The 15137-nt window shown below is 45.1% G+C and carries 16 protein-coding genes and 1 pseudogene; 11 read left to right on the forward strand and 6 right to left on the reverse strand.

What is annotated here, in order from left to right:
* The first annotated feature begins 170 nt into the window (after positions 1–170).
* Positions 171–599: a 3-hydroxyacyl-ACP dehydratase FabZ gene (gene fabZ / locus CHI10_RS05265; protein ID WP_061792847.1), complete on the forward strand. Its 429-nt coding sequence runs from the start codon at positions 171–173 to the stop codon at positions 597–599.
* A 134-nt stretch (positions 600–733) separates the two neighbouring features.
* Positions 734–1021 carry a hypothetical protein gene (locus tag CHI10_RS05270; RefSeq protein WP_095243272.1) on the forward strand — a complete coding sequence of 96 codons (288 nt, stop codon included), beginning with the start codon at positions 734–736 and terminating at the stop codon, positions 1019–1021.
* A gap of 18 nt (positions 1022–1039) precedes the next feature.
* Here CHI10_RS05270 and CHI10_RS05275 read toward each other — a convergent pair whose 3' ends face one another.
* A complete protein-coding gene (locus CHI10_RS05275; protein WP_095243273.1) occupies positions 1040–1498 on the reverse strand; it encodes a YwpF-like family protein in 459 nt (152 codons plus the stop codon).
* A 265-nt stretch (positions 1499–1763) separates the two neighbouring features.
* Between CHI10_RS05275 and ssb the strand changes: the two genes are divergently transcribed.
* Both ssb and CHI10_RS05285 read left to right on the forward strand, forming a co-directional pair.
* Complete coding sequence (gene ssb, locus CHI10_RS05280) at positions 1764–2132, forward strand: single-stranded DNA-binding protein (RefSeq protein ID WP_095243274.1); 369 nt, start codon at positions 1764–1766, stop codon at positions 2130–2132.
* A gap of 5 nt (positions 2133–2137) precedes the next feature.
* The gene (locus CHI10_RS05285; RefSeq protein WP_286137191.1) at positions 2138–2329 is read left to right on the forward strand and encodes a hypothetical protein; all 192 of its coding nucleotides are present in this window, start codon (positions 2138–2140) and stop codon (positions 2327–2329) included.
* Between the two features lie 146 nt (positions 2330–2475).
* On the opposite strand, the gene CHI10_RS05290 is transcribed toward CHI10_RS05285, so the two are convergent.
* A complete protein-coding gene (locus tag CHI10_RS05290) occupies positions 2476–2874 on the reverse strand; it encodes a helix-turn-helix domain-containing protein (RefSeq protein WP_179288960.1) in 399 nt (132 codons plus the stop codon).
* Positions 2875–3078: 204 nt separating this feature from the next.
* Here CHI10_RS05290 and CHI10_RS05295 point away from each other — a divergent pair, with 204 nt between their 5' ends.
* Entirely contained in the window at positions 3079–3465 is a 387-nt protein-coding gene (locus tag CHI10_RS05295) for a hypothetical protein (RefSeq protein ID WP_095243277.1), read from the forward strand.
* A gap of 7 nt (positions 3466–3472) precedes the next feature.
* Here CHI10_RS05295 and CHI10_RS05300 read toward each other — a convergent pair whose 3' ends face one another.
* Both CHI10_RS05300 and CHI10_RS05305 read right to left on the reverse strand, forming a co-directional pair.
* Positions 3473–6292: a DEAD/DEAH box helicase gene (locus CHI10_RS05300; RefSeq protein WP_095243278.1), complete on the reverse strand. Its 2820-nt coding sequence runs from the start codon at positions 6290–6292 to the stop codon at positions 3473–3475.
* Positions 6285–7901, reverse strand: coding sequence for an SWIM zinc finger family protein (locus CHI10_RS05305; RefSeq protein WP_095243279.1), 1617 nt, complete (start codon positions 7899–7901; stop codon positions 6285–6287). Before CHI10_RS05305 ends, CHI10_RS05300 begins: the two co-directional genes overlap by 8 nt.
* Positions 7902–8162: 261 nt before the next feature.
* On the opposite strand from CHI10_RS05305, the gene CHI10_RS05310 reads away from it, so the two are divergent.
* Positions 8163–9374, forward strand: coding sequence for an MFS transporter (locus CHI10_RS05310; RefSeq protein ID WP_095243318.1), 1212 nt, complete (start codon positions 8163–8165; stop codon positions 9372–9374).
* 382 nt (positions 9375–9756) lie between these two features.
* On the opposite strand, the gene CHI10_RS05315 is transcribed toward CHI10_RS05310, so the two are convergent.
* Positions 9757–11277 carry an alpha/beta hydrolase gene (locus CHI10_RS05315; protein WP_095243319.1) on the reverse strand — a complete coding sequence of 507 codons (1521 nt, stop codon included), beginning with the start codon at positions 11275–11277 and terminating at the stop codon, positions 9757–9759.
* Between the two features lie 307 nt (positions 11278–11584).
* On the opposite strand from CHI10_RS05315, the pseudogene CHI10_RS22940 reads away from it, so the two are divergent.
* Together CHI10_RS22940 and CHI10_RS22945 are read left to right on the forward strand one after the other, a co-directional pair.
* Positions 11585–11980 (forward strand): annotated as a pseudogene (locus CHI10_RS22940) (PAS domain-containing protein); the annotation flags it as partial.
* A gap of 42 nt (positions 11981–12022) precedes the next feature.
* Positions 12023–12514, forward strand: coding sequence for a methyl-accepting chemotaxis protein (locus CHI10_RS22945; RefSeq protein ID WP_441294255.1), 492 nt, complete (start codon positions 12023–12025; stop codon positions 12512–12514).
* Between the two features lie 104 nt (positions 12515–12618).
* Here CHI10_RS22945 and CHI10_RS05325 read toward each other — a convergent pair whose 3' ends face one another.
* The gene (locus tag CHI10_RS05325) at positions 12619–13212 is read right to left on the reverse strand and encodes a transposase (RefSeq protein ID WP_353615962.1); all 594 of its coding nucleotides are present in this window, start codon (positions 13210–13212) and stop codon (positions 12619–12621) included.
* 170 nt (positions 13213–13382) lie between these two features.
* Here CHI10_RS05325 and yhfZ point away from each other — a divergent pair, with 170 nt between their 5' ends.
* The 3 genes from yhfZ to CHI10_RS05340 all read left to right on the forward strand — a co-directional run bounded on the left by yhfZ (position 13383) and on the right by CHI10_RS05340 (position 15119).
* Positions 13383–14315: a GntR family transcriptional regulator YhfZ gene (gene yhfZ / locus CHI10_RS05330; RefSeq protein WP_095243282.1), complete on the forward strand. Its 933-nt coding sequence runs from the start codon at positions 13383–13385 to the stop codon at positions 14313–14315.
* Between the two features lie 68 nt (positions 14316–14383).
* Positions 14384–14758 carry a PRD domain-containing protein gene (locus CHI10_RS05335; RefSeq protein WP_095243283.1) on the forward strand — a complete coding sequence of 125 codons (375 nt, stop codon included), beginning with the start codon at positions 14384–14386 and terminating at the stop codon, positions 14756–14758.
* Between the two features lies 1 nt (position 14759).
* Positions 14760–15119, forward strand: a complete 360-nt coding sequence (locus CHI10_RS05340) for a DUF2620 domain-containing protein (RefSeq protein ID WP_061792828.1) — start codon at positions 14760–14762, stop codon at positions 15117–15119.
* Positions 15120–15137 lie beyond the last annotated feature (18 nt).

A 15137-nucleotide genomic window follows, 5' to 3' on the forward strand; every position in this document is an offset into this window, starting at 1 on the left:
CCTCCCAAAAAGGCAAAGAACGTCTTTCCGGGAGGATTGGCTTGTGCTTGTCGGGGGTGGGCAAGGCGCTTCCGCTTTTCTTGTTGGCACTTTGCGTATCATCATTTTTTTAGTAAAATAAATATAAGCTATTAGTATCTGGTACTAAATAATGCATGGGAGCGATACATATGAAATTAAATGTAGAAGAAATCAAAGAAATCATCCCTCACCGATATCCATTCCTGTTCGTGGATTCCATTGAAGAGCTTGAGCCTGGAAAAAGGGCTGTCGGCAAAAAGAATGTAAGTGCCAACGAGGAAGTGTTCAATGGGCATTTCCCTAATTACAATGTATTCCCGGGATGCCTGACGCTTGAAGCCTGTGCGCAGACAGGTGCTGTGGCGCTGCTGTCACTGGATGAATATAAAGGAAAACTCGCCTTTTTTGCCGGTGTGGAGAAATGCCGCTGGAAGCGCCAGGTGCGGCCGGGCGATACACTCCTCATGGAGGTAGAACTTCTTTCCGTCCGCAGAGGAATCGGAAAAGGCAAAGCCCGTGCGACCGTTGATGGCGAAGTCGCGATGGAAGCGGAAATTATGTTTGCGATTGAAAGATAAGAGTTGGTAATCCCGTACACAATGTGCGGGATTTTTTCTGTAAAAAAAGATGCAAGTTGTTTCGGTTTTTGGGAAATATAAAGGAAGACCAATGCAGCAGGTCAACAATACATCTTTTGAAAGGAGCTTTTACGATGAATAAAAAGCTTTTAACACTTATCGGAGGGACCGCTCTTTCCGCCATGCTACTGGCAGGCTGTGCTACTGATGATCAGGAGCCGCCGCCGGAAGATGATACAATCACTGAGGAAAATGGTGATGTAAATGATGGCGATATGACAAATGATCTGAATGAAAACACTGATGACAACGACATCAACACAGATGATGACGGCGACATGATGGAAGACAACAACGAGCCGGGCGAAGATGCTGTGGAAGATAAGCTTGATATGCAGGATGAAGATAATAAAGATAAGTAATAGCTAAAAAAACTCCCGTCATGACTGAGCGGGAGTTTCTTTGTTATCCTTTTTTGCAGTGGCCAGGCGCGGCTTGCCTTGCATCTTAACCTTGAATTCATCGAGAAGATTGTCGCCGGTATAGCCCTTGTCCAAGAGGTCCTGAAGCAGCAATTCGGCGTAATCATTTTTCGTTCTTTTGAGTGATCCCTCAAAAAGGATGCTGATATGGTTTTCCAGTTCGCTGATAGAGGTAATTTTAGTTTGGAATGCGGCTGGATCGTTTTCTTTTTTGGTAATAACAACTTGGATGGTCAGCTCGTCCTCATCATCAGCGCGCTTTTTGAAGTACTCAAGATAGGACTTATCAATAAATGCCTCCAGAAGCCAGTTGCTCTTTTCATCTTCTTTATTGATAATCAATCCGTCATCCAGTTCAATATCAATCAGGCCATTTTCTTCCACCAATTGCAGAGAAACAAGTTTAAATGTTTTCATGGCTTACCTCCATCTCTAAAATAAGTTGTTTAAAAAAATTATAACACAGGCCAATCTGAAAGCGAATTTGACAGTTTGTCGAATTTTCTTTTTATTAATGCTGAAAATTGTATTTTCGAGGTCATTTTTTGCTGAAAAGGGGTGGAAAATTAAATTTTAAGGGTGTTTTTGCCGAAAAAGCACTTTGAAAAACACATTTTCGCTTTTTTACATAAGGGAGAAGTTCCGGCTATGATAAGGCTATCAAAGAGAGGAGATGAATACCATGATCAATCAAGTGACCCTGGTGGGAAGGCTGACAAAGGATCCTGAGCTGAAAAGGACACAGGAGGGCATTCCGGTAACAAATGTGACACTGGCCGTTAACCGCCAGTACCGGAACCAGAATGGTGAAATCGATGCAGACTTTGTGCAGTGCACCTTATGGAAGAAAACGGCTGAAAATACATCCCAGTATTGCCGGAAAGGAACCCTGATTGGAGTAACCGGGCGGATCCAGACAAGGCATTATGATAATCAGGAAAAGAAGCGCATTTATGTAACAGAGGTGGTTGCGGAATCCGTCCGCTTTCTTGAACGGAAGAAGACAGAGGACATTCCGGTGACTGTAACCAAGGAGGAGCTTCCGTTTTGAATGAAGTGTCTGAAAGAGATAAGGCAATGGAATATATGCTCGAAAGCCTCATCAAAATGCTCGGAAAATCAAACCACAGAGTCGATGATCTGAACAAACGGGTCCTCCAGCTTGAATCGCTTATCCGTGAAACGGTCATGCAAAACAGCCATACACAAGAGCGGCAAACACCTAAACGCTTCTCCATCATGAATTGACGGCATCCCTCATCCAGCTGTCCACACATATTCCTTCCCTATAGAAAATCAATCATATCCCCAAAACTTCCCCAAATTGGAACCCGGTACTCGTGTGCCGGGTTATTTTTATGGTGACAGGCACCGCCCGAATTTTGTCGAATAACCTAAAATTCCTTTAATGCATGAATGTTGTGCTTAATCATTCTCACAGCGAGGGCTTTTTTCTTTTCGTTAAAGGTGTATATGTCCAGAAGAGCCTTTTTCAGGTCCGGATAGTGGCCGATGATTTCCCGGATCATCTCCATATCTTTATCATCCGGGTTTTCTTTTAATACGGACTTGTCCGCTGAGTAGGAGGATGGGCTTTCCAATTCATCAGTCAGTAAGGTCTTGTTCACTTTATACACTTCTGCCATGTGAACGAGGGTTTGGTAAGTGGGGGTGACCTTGCCTGTTTCGTATTTGCTGATGGTTGAGCGATCCACTTTCAGCATTTCTGCAGCAAAATCCTGAGTCCATTTTCGATCCGTTCTTAACTTTTTCAGTATTTCAGGTAAAGACATCCTTTTCACCGCCATTTGCTTTCTTTCTTTTAACTTAGCGGGAATAAAGTGTAAAAAGGCTGTTTGTGAACGGTGATCACACTATTAAACGTGATTAATATTCACGAATAATAAATATCGCTGAATAGGTATTAAGAACCAGGGAGGATTTTCACGGAATATGTCGAATATATTTTTTGAAAATAATGAAAAGGAGGGGATTTAGTGGGAAAAGGAGATAAAACCGGGTACCTGTATTTTCAAACAGAAAATAAAAGTCTAAATACTAATCATCAGCCAAGCTTCTTTGATGCGCTTCAGCTCATTAAGCTCCAGAATAACAAATCCTATCAAAGAATTCCTCTAAGAAGCCATACTTCACTTATGTTCAACGATACGGAACGAACTATTCACTACAAGTTTAACTTTTTATTAAGCCAGGTGGCAATTAACGCCGGGGACAAGAAACCTACATACCAGCTGCTATCCTGTTTTATTATAAAAGAAGGCAGCAAAGTCACGTTTCTGACGCAAAAACCCAATAAGCCGGAATATGCAAAAATAAAAGAACAGCCTTCAAGCCTTTATGCATATCAAGGACTTGAAGACTGAATCAACTCTATGTCAGGTGAACCAGATCCCGCAGCTCATCAGTTGAAAGCTCGGTAATCCAGTTCTCGCTCGTAATAATCTGATCATTAAGGGACTGCTTTTTTTCAAGCATAGCATCTATTTTTTCCTCGAGTGTGCCGGTAGCAATCATTTTATGGACATGAACAAAGCGTTTTTGCCCAATCCGGTAGGCGCGGTCAGTCGCCTGATTTTCCACGGCAGGATTCCACCAGCGGTCATAATGGATAACATGGTTTGCTGCCGTCAGATTCAAACCGGTTCCGCCGGCTTTAAGAGACAGCAGGAATACCGGGAACTCATGATTCTGAAAACGGCTGATCATAGAATCCCGTTCGTGCTTTGGCACGCTTCCGTTTAAAAACGGCACGTCGAATCCGAATTGTTTTTTCAGCAGGCGGGCGATCATATTCCCCATTTCAATATATTGGGTAAAAATCAGGCAGCTTTCTCCCTGCTCATGAACAGCGCCGACAAGTTCGCTTAACTTTTCAAGCTTTACAGAACGCTCAAGGACATGCTTAGGCTTCTCTTCTTTTAAATAAAGGGCCGGATGGTTGCACAGCTGCTTTAAGCGGCTTAATAACTGCAGAATCAGGCCTTTGCGCTCAAAACCTGACAGCTTTTCGATCTGTGCGAATGTATCCTGGACAAGCTGTTCGTATAGGGAAGCCTGCTCAGCAGTCAGTGGGCAATATTCCTTCTGCTCAAGCTTATCGGGCAGATTCAGAGCCACATCCTCATCCTTTTTCGTGCGGCGGAGAAGGAAGGGGCGGATATAGGCCTGCAGCTGCTTAACTTTATTTTTGTCGTCATCCTTCTCAATCGGCAGAACATAGCGCTTCTGGAACTGCCCTAGACTGCCGAGATAGCCGTGGTTCGTAAAGTCAAAAATGGACCAGAGCTCGGTCAAACGGTTTTCCATCGGCGTTCCGGTGAGGGCAATATGGTGCTTGCCCTTTAACTTCCGGACAGCTCTCGATTGCTTTGTCTGCGCATTTTTAATATTCTGGGCTTCATCAATTGAAATGGAACTCCACTCAATTGCTTCAAAATCCTCCAGATCCATATGGGTTAGTCCATAGGATGTCAGCACAATATCAGACTCCATTACTTTTTCAGAAAAGCTTTCTCCCTTCAGGCGGTTGGATCCGTAGTGAAGATATACGCTCATGCCAGGGGCAAATCGCTCGATTTCCTTTTGCCAGTTGCCGAGAACAGATGTAGGGCAGACGATGAGAGATGGGCCGCTGTCTTCATCCTTTTTAACTCTTAAAAGATAGGAGATCAGCTGAATCGTTTTTCCAAGACCCATATCATCTGCCAAAATGGCGCCAAACCCATAGCGGCGCAAAAACAGCAGCCAGCTCAACCCAAGCTTCTGGTAAGGGCGGAGATCACCCTTGAAGCTTGCCGGGACCTCTTCAAGCGGAAGGTTTTTAATATCGCGGAGCTGCTTCACCATCTGTTTCCATTGGCGGTTAAGCTCAATCTGAATCCGGGCAAATGTTTTAGGATTATCCAGATCGTCTTCCTGGGTGCTCCCGTCAGCCATAAGTTCCTGCTCAATCAAATCGCGGACATGCAAACCTTCTTTTTCCGCTTTCTTCATTAAATCCTGGATATGGCGGACAAAATGGGGATCCAGCTTAATCCACCGCCCGCGAACGTAGACGAGCCGTCTTTTTTCCTCTACCATGCCCCGGAATTCTTCCTCTGTTAAGTCAACGCCATTCATACTGAAGCGCCAATCATAATCAAGCATCGACTGCAGCCCGACAAACGAAGGACGATGGCCTCCTGTTCCTTTCACTTTTGCTTTTACCTTCAGGCTTGCATTCTTCATTGCCTGCCACCACGATGGAAGCAGAATTTCAACGCCAAGTGCCAGCATGGTTTCGCTTGCCTCTGTCAGAAAAGTCCAGGCTTCATCTTCCGTCAGCATAGTCGAAATCTCGCCGGGCTTGCCTTCAAGCCATGGGAAAAGCTCCAGCCAGCGCTGGATCTCTTTTTCAATTGAATCCTCATAATCATGCCAGTCATGCGGATAATTCGAATAATCCCTGTAATCGACAAATACATCGGGGTTCTTTTTATCGCGCAGAAAGATCGTCAAATCCCAGCTGGTATTAATATTCCCGGGCTCTTCCAGCTTAAGGCCGATTGAAAAAGGAGCTTCATTTGCTTTAACCCCTATCCATTCCTGCCAGCTTTCTTCGTCAAAATAAGCTGCTAGGTCGCGCGGTGAGAGATGCTCACTCCGCAGGGCTTCAAGCTTTTCACCGAACTGCGCTTTCGCATCCTGGTTTTGATTCATATAGCCATCAAGGGAGCGGTGAAATAAATCCCCGATAAATTCCCTGACTGGAGAGTCTTCTACCATCTGCTCCCAAAAGTTTGCGCCGAATTCGGTGATTACACTTTCCGGCAGTGCCCAGCGGAAATGACCTTGTTCCCAGGCTGCGAAATCCGGCATCCATTCCTGGTCCACAATCGAATCATAAAGAGCATGAGAGGAGGCCAGCAGAATTTCGGCCGTTTCATCCCAGCTCCAATCAATCAAGCGGTTGAATTGTTCTGCCGCAAAAAGGGTGACCAGCTGCCATCCGCTTACAGAGATCCCTTTAATGCCGTCTGCCTCTGCAGCATCAAGCATGGTTCCGAAAAAGCTTTCCCTGTGATGGTTAAAAAGAAGCGGCTTCCATTCCTTCGGAGAAAGAAGGCGACCCTCTTCATCGACAGCAAAAATCAGGTAGCGGTCATTGTTTATTGGTTTCACTTTCACATGAAGAAATCTCGTTTTAAGCATCGATTAGCTTACCCCTTTTGCATTCTTCCTGAAAGGCGCGGAGACGTTTCGTTTTTTCAAGCAGCAATTCAAGAAAAAGCTGCCAGTCTTCCTGGCGTTTCAGCTTGTTGTACAGCGTGCGAAGCTTTTTCATTTTCCGAACGGCCTCGCGGTAATGATCTCTGTTTTTCATATTAATATGGCCTGTGATGGACTGATGATAAAGCGGCAGGAGGATGGAGGGCTCCTTTTTGCTGATTTCCCTGATCCGGTCCTTGCCAAGAGAATCAAGATCAAAGCCGATAAAGGCCTGCAGATCTGCCCATTTCATGAATTCACCTTTTTCAAAAAGCAAATATTCATAGTCATTATAGCTGTACGGCAGCGTCTCCATCAGGGCTTTCTCGTACAAATCCATTTTGCTGCTTTCCAGACAATAAGGAGAAATCGCCTTGACGGACATCCGGGTAAAATCCATGCAGGCGTAATAGTCATCAATTTCTTTCAGATAATCACGTAATTTATGGATAAATGCTTCTGCATACGGGCCCATCCGGTTCCAGTCTTTGTTGGCTGCAAAGTAATCGAGCCAGTAAATCATATAAGGTGTCATTAAGTCATTCGGCACATTTAGAACACGGAGTGCCTGTTCATCATTGCGTTCAAGAATCTGAAGATGCACATAACCAGCCACTGACGGCATGTTTGCCTCTTCTTTGACGAAGGATTCCAGCCTTTCGATCTCTGCTTCACGCCATTCTTTCTTTTTGAAAAAATGCGTCCATAACAGCCGATATAAATGGGTTCGTTCATACTCCATCCCAAAGGAACCGTTGATCAGTCCGGCAGAATCATCCTTCAGCTTTTCAATAAATTGATCGAACGCGAAGGGGAGGGAGTGCACCGACAGTTTATTCATGATCTGGGCGGAATCTTCCATAAGGGACTGATAAAGATGGCGGTAGTAGCGGTCAATCAATTCCTCGCCATGGCCGTATTTCCTGCTCAGCGCCATCAGCTTTTTAAAAGAAAAAACATAGCCGATCAGAAGGTAAAGAAGCTTCCATTCCTGCTCCACCGGTGCTCCCGCTTTCATGCGGCGCAGATACACATGGAAAAGCTCAGGCAGGACATAAGGACGGGGCTCTCCCTGTTTTTCCATCAGCTCGGTAAAGCTTTCGTCGAATGAAGCAATCCAGCGATCATAATCCGCCTTCATCTGGCCGGAGGATTTTAAAAGATCCTTTGCTTTTTGAAGCCCCCAATTCTTGGCGGTCTGCTTTTCCTTGATCGGCTTCCGCCATTCTTCAATCCACATGGACACACTTCTGGCTTTAGAGAGAAGCTGCAGAAAGACAGCAGTCTGATGGCGGCAAAAACCTTCGGCCGGACAGGAACACTCACTCAAATGAATGAACTCAAGATCCAGCTCAACCTTTGCGGGAGTCACATCCTGTACGGTCGCCGACACCTTATCACCTTCAAAGCGCAGCTGATACACAAGCCCCTGCCGAAAAAGCATCAGCCCCTTCTGCACCAGGCGCACATCCTCCTCATTCTCAGCCCGCAGCAGCCCCTTCAGCTCATTCGCTGCAAACTCCAAAGGCTCCAAAAACCGCTCCGGAATCATGTTCATACCTCCTTATTGGTGACAGGCACCACCCGAATTTTGTCGAATCTATTTAGAACAGGGCTCCCGTAAAACGGGTTAGTCGACCCTGTAAAGTACATTCCTTTATTATAACATTTTGGACAGCTGGAATGAAGGTGCGCGCTGTTTCAAAAAAAGTTGAGGGAAGTTCTTAATGGGAATCGAGAGGGGGAAATTTTCGATTCCTTTTAAAGGAAATGGTAAGATGAATTTAACGCTTTAATGGAACAGGGTGAAAAAATGACTGCCGTACAAGCTCGACAACAGGAATCAAATAAATATTCGCTGAAGGATGCAGGCTTCAAAAAAATGATGATTGCAATGACAAGTGCATCCATTTTAGTATTCGCCAATTTATACTTTGTGCAGCCGATTATGCCGCTGCTGGCAGATTCATTTGACATCACATCTGCAGCAGCCGGTTTATCACTGTCTGCTGCTGTAGTTTCTATGATTTTCGGATTATTATTTTTCGGATTTCTGTCTGATCGAATCGGACGGGTTTCCATTATGAATTTCACACTTGTCTGCACCATAATTCCGCTGGTGCTATTGCCCGTTGCGCCTAATTTTGAAACCTTTCTGGTGCTTCGCTTCCTGCAGGGCTTTTGTATAGCGGGCCTGCCCGCAGCAGCCATCGCCTATATAGGGGAGGAACTCGCTCCAGGCAGCATCAGCCTCGGCATCACCATGTATATTGCAGCGAATGCCATTGGCGGAATGGCCGGCCGCATCTTCGTCGGGTACATTGCAGATATGGCCAGCTGGCAGACTTCTGTCTACTGCCTGTTTGGATTTTCCATTTTGCTATTCATCATTTATTTTATAACTCTGCCAAAATCTCATTATTTTAGTCCCAGTAAAAGATCTGTACAAAAAGACTTGTCAGGAATGGCCTCGCATCTGAGAAATACGAAGCTTTTCCCTGCCTTCGCGATGGGGATCCTCCTCCAATTCTCGTTTACAGGAGTATGGACGTACCTGCCTTTTTATCTCGAACAGGACCCCTTTAATCTCTCTGTAAAAAATATTTCTTTTACCTACCTGGCGTACAGCTTTGGTATAGTAGGCTCCATTCTGGGCGGAAGGTTATCCTCTTATTTCAGGCAAACCACACTGGTTTCGGTTGGAACTGTCATTTTAATAGGAGGGACCTTGCTTACAAATGTGCACTCTTTATCGGTAATTGTGATAGGCCTATGCCTGACCTGTCTGGGTTTCTTTGTGGCGCATTCACTGATGGCGGCTATTGTAAATGAGCGCGCTGCCCATCACAAAGCCGGTGCCTCGAGCCTCTATCTTGTAAGCTATTATCTTGGAGTCGCAACCGGTGGGACGCTTGCCGGCCTGGTATGGCAGACCGGAGGCTGGACGGGGATTACCGTGGTTTCCTTTGGACTGGTTCCGGTAGTGATGTGGCTGATGGCGGGAAGCCGGAAGGTTCTTCGATGAAATGAGAGGGTGTTTTGGGAGGGATGAGCAGATTTATCTGGGTTAACTTCGGACCGAATGAGCAGAAGTGATGTAGTTTGAGTCTGAACTTGGAGCAACTTCAGACAGAGAAAGCAGAAATTATCCACTTTGAGTCTGAAGCCGGGGTAACTTCAGACACGCGAGCATGAAATTATCACTTAGAGTCTGAAGCCCAGGGGACTTCAGACAGAAAGAACGTGAAACCATCAATTTGTGTTCGGACCCGAGGGTAACCTTCTCTCAGAGAGAACACTTATTTGTCCTCCAGAGTCCGAAACCGAGCGAGAATGCGTTGCTTATTTACTTAAAAGCATAAAAACCCCAATCAATAACGATTGGGGCAGCACTTTGATAGGTTATTTTAACGAGGATCCCGTTCCTGCCCAGTTTTCAAATCAACAACCTTCACAGGGTTCTCCGGTGCATCAACCGTCTTGCTCGCAGGGGCCTCATTTCCGTTTTCCACCCAGTCAACTAGCAAATCGAATGACTGGTGAGCATAAGGCAACAGAGGCTGAAGTTCCTGATCCGGATCAGTCCCCGCGTTCCAGACAAGGCTGTCTACATGGTTCCCGTTCTCGATCCTGTACATACGGTGCAAATCCTGCTTTCCGGCTTTCTTGACCAGCTTTTGATATCCCTTTGCATGGATCTCCGGGAAAATCAGCGAATCAAGAGAACCTGTAAAAGAGATGAGCGGCACATCAATATCGCCCGTATTGGCCACCGCCTTTATATTTTCTTTCACTTCCTTCGGCCGGGTCACATACTTATAATCTTCAAAAATAGGATCATAGGAACGATCTCTCACGCCATTAACGAAGTTCAGGAAATTGCTCCAATCCGTCCGGCCTGGTGCTTCCGGATCGAAATGGTCCCGATAGATATTCAGCGAGACAAACCAGTATACCTGATCATGGTAGGCCCACAGTTTTTCCGACCCTTTTGGCAAGCCTGCTTTGTATAGCTCTTTAACCGCTTTTTGCTGGTCTTTGCCGCTGCCGTACAAAGCTTCCTCAGCATTGTTCACAACAGTGGTCAGGGAACTGATCAAGTTTTCTTTTTTCTCCGTCCAGAGAACACCTTCCCAGTCGACTCCTCCATCAAAAAGCCGCGGTTCTCCGGTTTTCTCCGGATCATCATTTTCAAGAGCATAACGCACGACGTATCCGCCATTGGAAATTCCCATTGCATATGTAGGAATCTTATGCTCTGCCGATACTAAATCGCTCGCCGGGTCAGAAGAATCCGCCGGATCGATCAGCCCATCCGAATAATGGCTGACTAAGTACTGCTGTGCGGCTTTCGTAACCTGGCGGAACCGCTGATGCCATTCTGCTACACTATCATCGACTAAAGCATTCTTTACTTTTGCCAATGGATCAGCCGAATCAGCCTCACCCTGGGTGCCCTTATCGATCGCAGCAAAAGCATATCCTTTTTCCAGGACATAATCGCTGAAAAGCAGATCGGTCGACGTTTCATTTCTTGTCGCCGGAATTCCTGAAACAACCAGCCGGCCATTCCAGTGATCCGGAACCCTGATGACAAACTGGGCATCTTCAAAAACACCATTTACCTGAGTCCCTGTTACAGAAGCAGGCTTGTACATTTGGTGCCAGCCGGTTCCTTCTGCGGCATTTCCCCATAGATAAGGAGCCAGGCCAATATTGCCGTAAAGGGTTGCCTGCTGATATTGCTGGGGATTCTTAGTGGTCAGCCAGTTGTTGCCGGCGCCGTCAAAGTATTGTTCTGTTACTGTGTGCGCACCAGGTATGATCGCCTGGTTTTCCACAGCAGTTTGCTCCGCAAAACTGCCCTCCGGAAAAAGTGAAAAGCTTAAAACAGAAGCTAAAGATAACGCGATCAGCTTATTTTTCAGATAAATCCATCCCTTCTTCATAATCTCTTACATTATCATTCTACTTTTACTAAATATGGGAATCATGGGTCTTAATATTTAATTATTTGAAAATTCAGTACAAATGAAGAGCATTCAAAATTGTGATGCCAACCCGATACTAGTACTATAGACATATAAAAAGAACAAGCTGGAAGCAATGAGAATTCAAGGTAATTTGGGCGCTTGAATGAATTCGAGCTAGTAGCCCAACCGGCCAGCACTTACAGGGGACCCGTTCTTTTGTAAGGATATGTTCTGACAAACTTTTTTTGAAAAGAGGAAGAGCATGCTTACAACGTATCAGCCTAATCATGTTAAAAGCACACAGGTTCTGGAAAAAGAAGCTGTTTTGGCTGCAATTGAAAATTCTCTGGCGATGATTGAATTTGATGGGAACGGGAAAGTGCTCTGGGCAAATGAGAATTTTGCCCGCACCGTGAAATATCGGGCAGAAGAGATGCCAAATATGCTGCATAAGCAATTTTGCACACCTGAGTTTGCAGCCAGCAGGGAATATCAGGCGCTTTGGAGAAATCTGCGCAATGGCAAAAGCTTTCAGGAAAAAATCCAGCGTGTGACGAAACAAGGAGATGTCATCTGGCTGGAAGCTACATACACACCGGTCTTCGGGGAGGATGGCAAGATCGCCGGTGTTGTGAAGATTGCTACTGATATAACGGAGCGGGAAACGAATACAGCACAGGTGGCATACCAGCTTCAGGAAATGTCAGAAGCCCTTAGTGAAAAAGCAAAAGCTGGAATTGCAAGAAGTGAAGAGGCCGCTCAGGCAATTGGCAAGCTCGTTCTTGAGTCCAAAGGGAACCTGGAAATCCTCCATTCTCTCAAATCACAGGCACAATCTATCGGCAGCATCGTAAAAACGATCCGGGAAATAGCGGCGCAAACCAACCTGCTCGCCTTAAATGCAGCAATAGAAGCCGCGCGTGCAGGCGAGCATGGCAGAGGCTTCAATGTCGTTGCCGGCGAAGTGCGAAAGCTCGCAAACCGGGTGCAGGACTCCATCCAGGAAGTCAACGCCCATATTGAAGGAATATCTAGTGAAATTAACAAAATCAGTGACGCTACCCTGCAATCGCAGTCAGGCATCTCTGAAAATCAACTTCTCAATGAACAGGCGGTATCCTCATTTAAAGATATCGGGGAAGCAGCAAGAAAACTGGATGAGCAGGCAAGGAGCTTTAAAAGCATATTATAGATGAAACGAAGTGACGGAGCTGCTTTTATAGCAGCTTTCTTTTTTGGGTGACAGGTACCTGTACCAGTTTATAGACCACTAATCACTATTGCTATAGTGAAAGATTATTTATTGAGCTGTTCAATTTTAAGGTTTTTTACCATCCATCTGCAGTAATTTTGTTTTTGCATACTTTCGGTTTCTCCGGAAAAAAGTTCAATTATTGGCATGAGGTTAAGGAAATCAGGTGATTGCTGGTGTGGGTAATAATAGAAGGGGAAGCTTGACCAGCGGTAATTTTGGGGAGCATCCGTAATATTTGCTTCAACCGGATTTAAGTGAATATAGCGGCTAACCTCCAGCAGCCCATAGAGATCATAAATAGGCTTACTGAAGAATCGTTTCTCAAATAAATGTCCCTGTACTTGATATTTTTTATTGTAGTAATCAGCGTAATATTTATTAACGTTTCTCATTACCCTGGAAAGTGAGGCATCTTGAGTTTTTATCATGAGGTGATAGTGGTTTGACATTAGACAGTAGCTTGCAATTTCGAAGCTGGAAGAACGATGAGTGTAGTGAAGGATATTCAAAAATGAGATAAAGTCTAAATCATCTTCAAACAAGTTAGCCCTCCAATTACCGCGGCTGACCACATGGTGGTAATGGTCGGGACTCCAAATTCTTTTAGGGCGTGTCATTCTATATTCTCCTTTCATAATTCTCCTTATATGTATTCTCTCCTTGGAGGAAGAATTCCTTTAATTCGACAAAATTCGGGTGGTGCCTGTCACCGTTTTTAGAAAACTCTTGAAATAATCCCCCATACCAGCTAAACTAATAATATACAGTTTTCCGTATATTGATAAAAGTAAAGAGGTATTACAATATGAGCCGTATTTGGGAAAGTTTATATTCAAAGAATGGGCTGGCTGCCAAGTTTATTGCGAAGGAGCTTATTCAGTTTTCGGAGGGAGAGAGAATCCCCCGGGTAAGTGATTTTACAGACAAGCTATCCCTGGGCCGCGGGACTGTGCAGGGGGCATTAAGAGTGCTGGAGGATCTGCATGCCATCTCGCTTGAATCCAGAGGGCATCTGGGAACGTTTCTTAAAAAAAGGGACATCAACCTGCTGTACGAAATTGCCGGCATCGGACCGGTAATGGGGGTTATGCCGCTGCCTTATTCCCGCAAATATGAAGGATTGGCGACTGGCATTGTCGAAGGCTTTGAGGAAATCAACAAGAAGTCTGGCCTTGCTTACATGAGAGGGGCGAGAAGGCGGATCGAATCATTAAAAACCCGGCGCTACGATTTTGCGATCATGTCCCAGCTGGCGGCAGAAGAGGCCGTAGAGGAGTTTGACGGACTGGAAATTCTCCATACTCTTGGACCGGAGACCTATGTAACATCCCATAAAGTCTTTTTCTCCGATAGCAAAAACAGACATATCAAAGATGGCATGAAAATCGGAATCGACTATTCATCTGCCGATCAGGCCAATATCACTCTTCTTGAATGTGAAGAGCACAAGGTTGAACTGATAAAAGTAGACTATATGCAGCTTTTCAATATGCTGAAAAACGGCACTATTGATGCGGCGGTCTGGAATGCAGATGAAGCGAGAGCACTAAAAACGTTTGCCTCCTCAGATTTTAAATCGAAAAGAGCAAAGGAACTGGCCGTAAAAGCAACCACAGCAGCCATTGTCATCGAAAGTGAAAGAACAAATATCAGGGAACAAATCCAGCTACTCCAGTTTAATAAAGTGGAAGAGATCCAAAGGCTGGTAGAGGAAGGGAAAAAATATCCGCACTATTAAGAAACTGAAGTTCTAGTTTCTTAGCAGCATTAATATACTAAATACTGTATTTTGGAGGGGTTAAATCAATGGATATAAACCAGCTCAAAGAAAGAATGGATATCTTAGTAAGCTCGTCTGTTGTCAGCACAAAAGCCGCTGATATAACGACATTAGCTTTTATGAATCTGCAGTCACACTTGAAAAAGGCTGCCATTGACGGGGCGGAAATGCTTTTCACCCATTTGCCGACAGCTCTGACGAGAATTGAAAAGGGTGAACAGGTTGAAGCTCCCCATCCTGCCTTGCTGGATGAAGTCAAACAGTCACCGGAAGCATCCACAGCATTGAAGGAAATCGATTTTGTACAGCAGCAATGGAAGAATCAGCTCCCCCAAGAGGAAATCGATTTTCTGCTCATACATTACACAAATGTACTGCAAATCAACAAAGGAGGAATTTAAGATGAAAATTGTAGTTGGCGGACAGGTGGATAAAAAAGAGATTGAGAGTTTAATAAAGGAGATTGACAGCAGCATAACAACGATGGTCAAATCCGATCTGGAAGCAGCGATGGCCGTTAAGACAGGACAGGCAGATTATTATGTAGGTGCCTGCCACACAGGAGGCGGCGGTGCTTTAGCCATGGCGATTGCCCTTCTCGGCAAGCCAAACTGTGAGACGGTTTCTATGCCGGGGAAAAAGCCTGTTGAGGAGAAAATTGTAACCGCTGTCAGCGAAGGGAAGAAAGCATTTGGTTTTACAGCTGACCACAAAGAAGCCGCAGTGCCTATGATTATCAAAGCGTTAAAAAATAAAAGCTAATCCATTTTAATTAAGGGG

It is taken from the genome of Bacillus sp. 7894-2, from assembly GCF_002272225.1.
GTDB lineage: Bacteria > Bacillota > Bacilli > Bacillales > Cytobacillaceae > Cytobacillus.

Bases quoted from the DNA above. Each gene is read 5' to 3' on its own strand.
- CHI10_RS05300 (WP_095243278.1), bottom strand. From the start codon at position 6,292: ATGCTTAAAACGAGATTTCTTCATGTGAAAGTGAAACCAATAAACAAT.
- fabZ (WP_061792847.1), top strand. From the start codon at position 171: ATGAAATTAAATGTAGAAGAAATCAAAGAAATCATCCCTCACCGATAT.
- ssb (WP_095243274.1), top strand. From the start codon at position 1,764: ATGATCAATCAAGTGACCCTGGTGGGAAGGCTGACAAAGGATCCTGAG.
- CHI10_RS05310 (WP_095243318.1), top strand. From the start codon at position 8,163: ATGACTGCCGTACAAGCTCGACAACAGGAATCAAATAAATATTCGCTG.
- CHI10_RS05270 (WP_095243272.1), top strand. From the start codon at position 734: ATGAATAAAAAGCTTTTAACACTTATCGGAGGGACCGCTCTTTCCGCC.
- yhfZ (WP_095243282.1), top strand. From the start codon at position 13,383: ATGAGCCGTATTTGGGAAAGTTTATATTCAAAGAATGGGCTGGCTGCC.
- CHI10_RS05325 (WP_353615962.1), bottom strand. From the start codon at position 13,212: ATGAAAGGAGAATATAGAATGACACGCCCTAAAAGAATTTGGAGTCCC.
- CHI10_RS05335 (WP_095243283.1), top strand. From the start codon at position 14,384: ATGGATATAAACCAGCTCAAAGAAAGAATGGATATCTTAGTAAGCTCG.
- CHI10_RS05340 (WP_061792828.1), top strand. From the start codon at position 14,760: ATGAAAATTGTAGTTGGCGGACAGGTGGATAAAAAAGAGATTGAGAGT.
- CHI10_RS05290 (WP_179288960.1), bottom strand. From the start codon at position 2,874: ATGTCTTTACCTGAAATACTGAAAAAGTTAAGAACGGATCGAAAATGG.
- CHI10_RS05305 (WP_095243279.1), bottom strand. From the start codon at position 7,901: ATGATTCCGGAGCGGTTTTTGGAGCCTTTGGAGTTTGCAGCGAATGAG.
- CHI10_RS05275 (WP_095243273.1), bottom strand. From the start codon at position 1,498: ATGAAAACATTTAAACTTGTTTCTCTGCAATTGGTGGAAGAAAATGGC.
- CHI10_RS22945 (WP_441294255.1), top strand. From the start codon at position 12,023: ATGTCAGAAGCCCTTAGTGAAAAAGCAAAAGCTGGAATTGCAAGAAGT.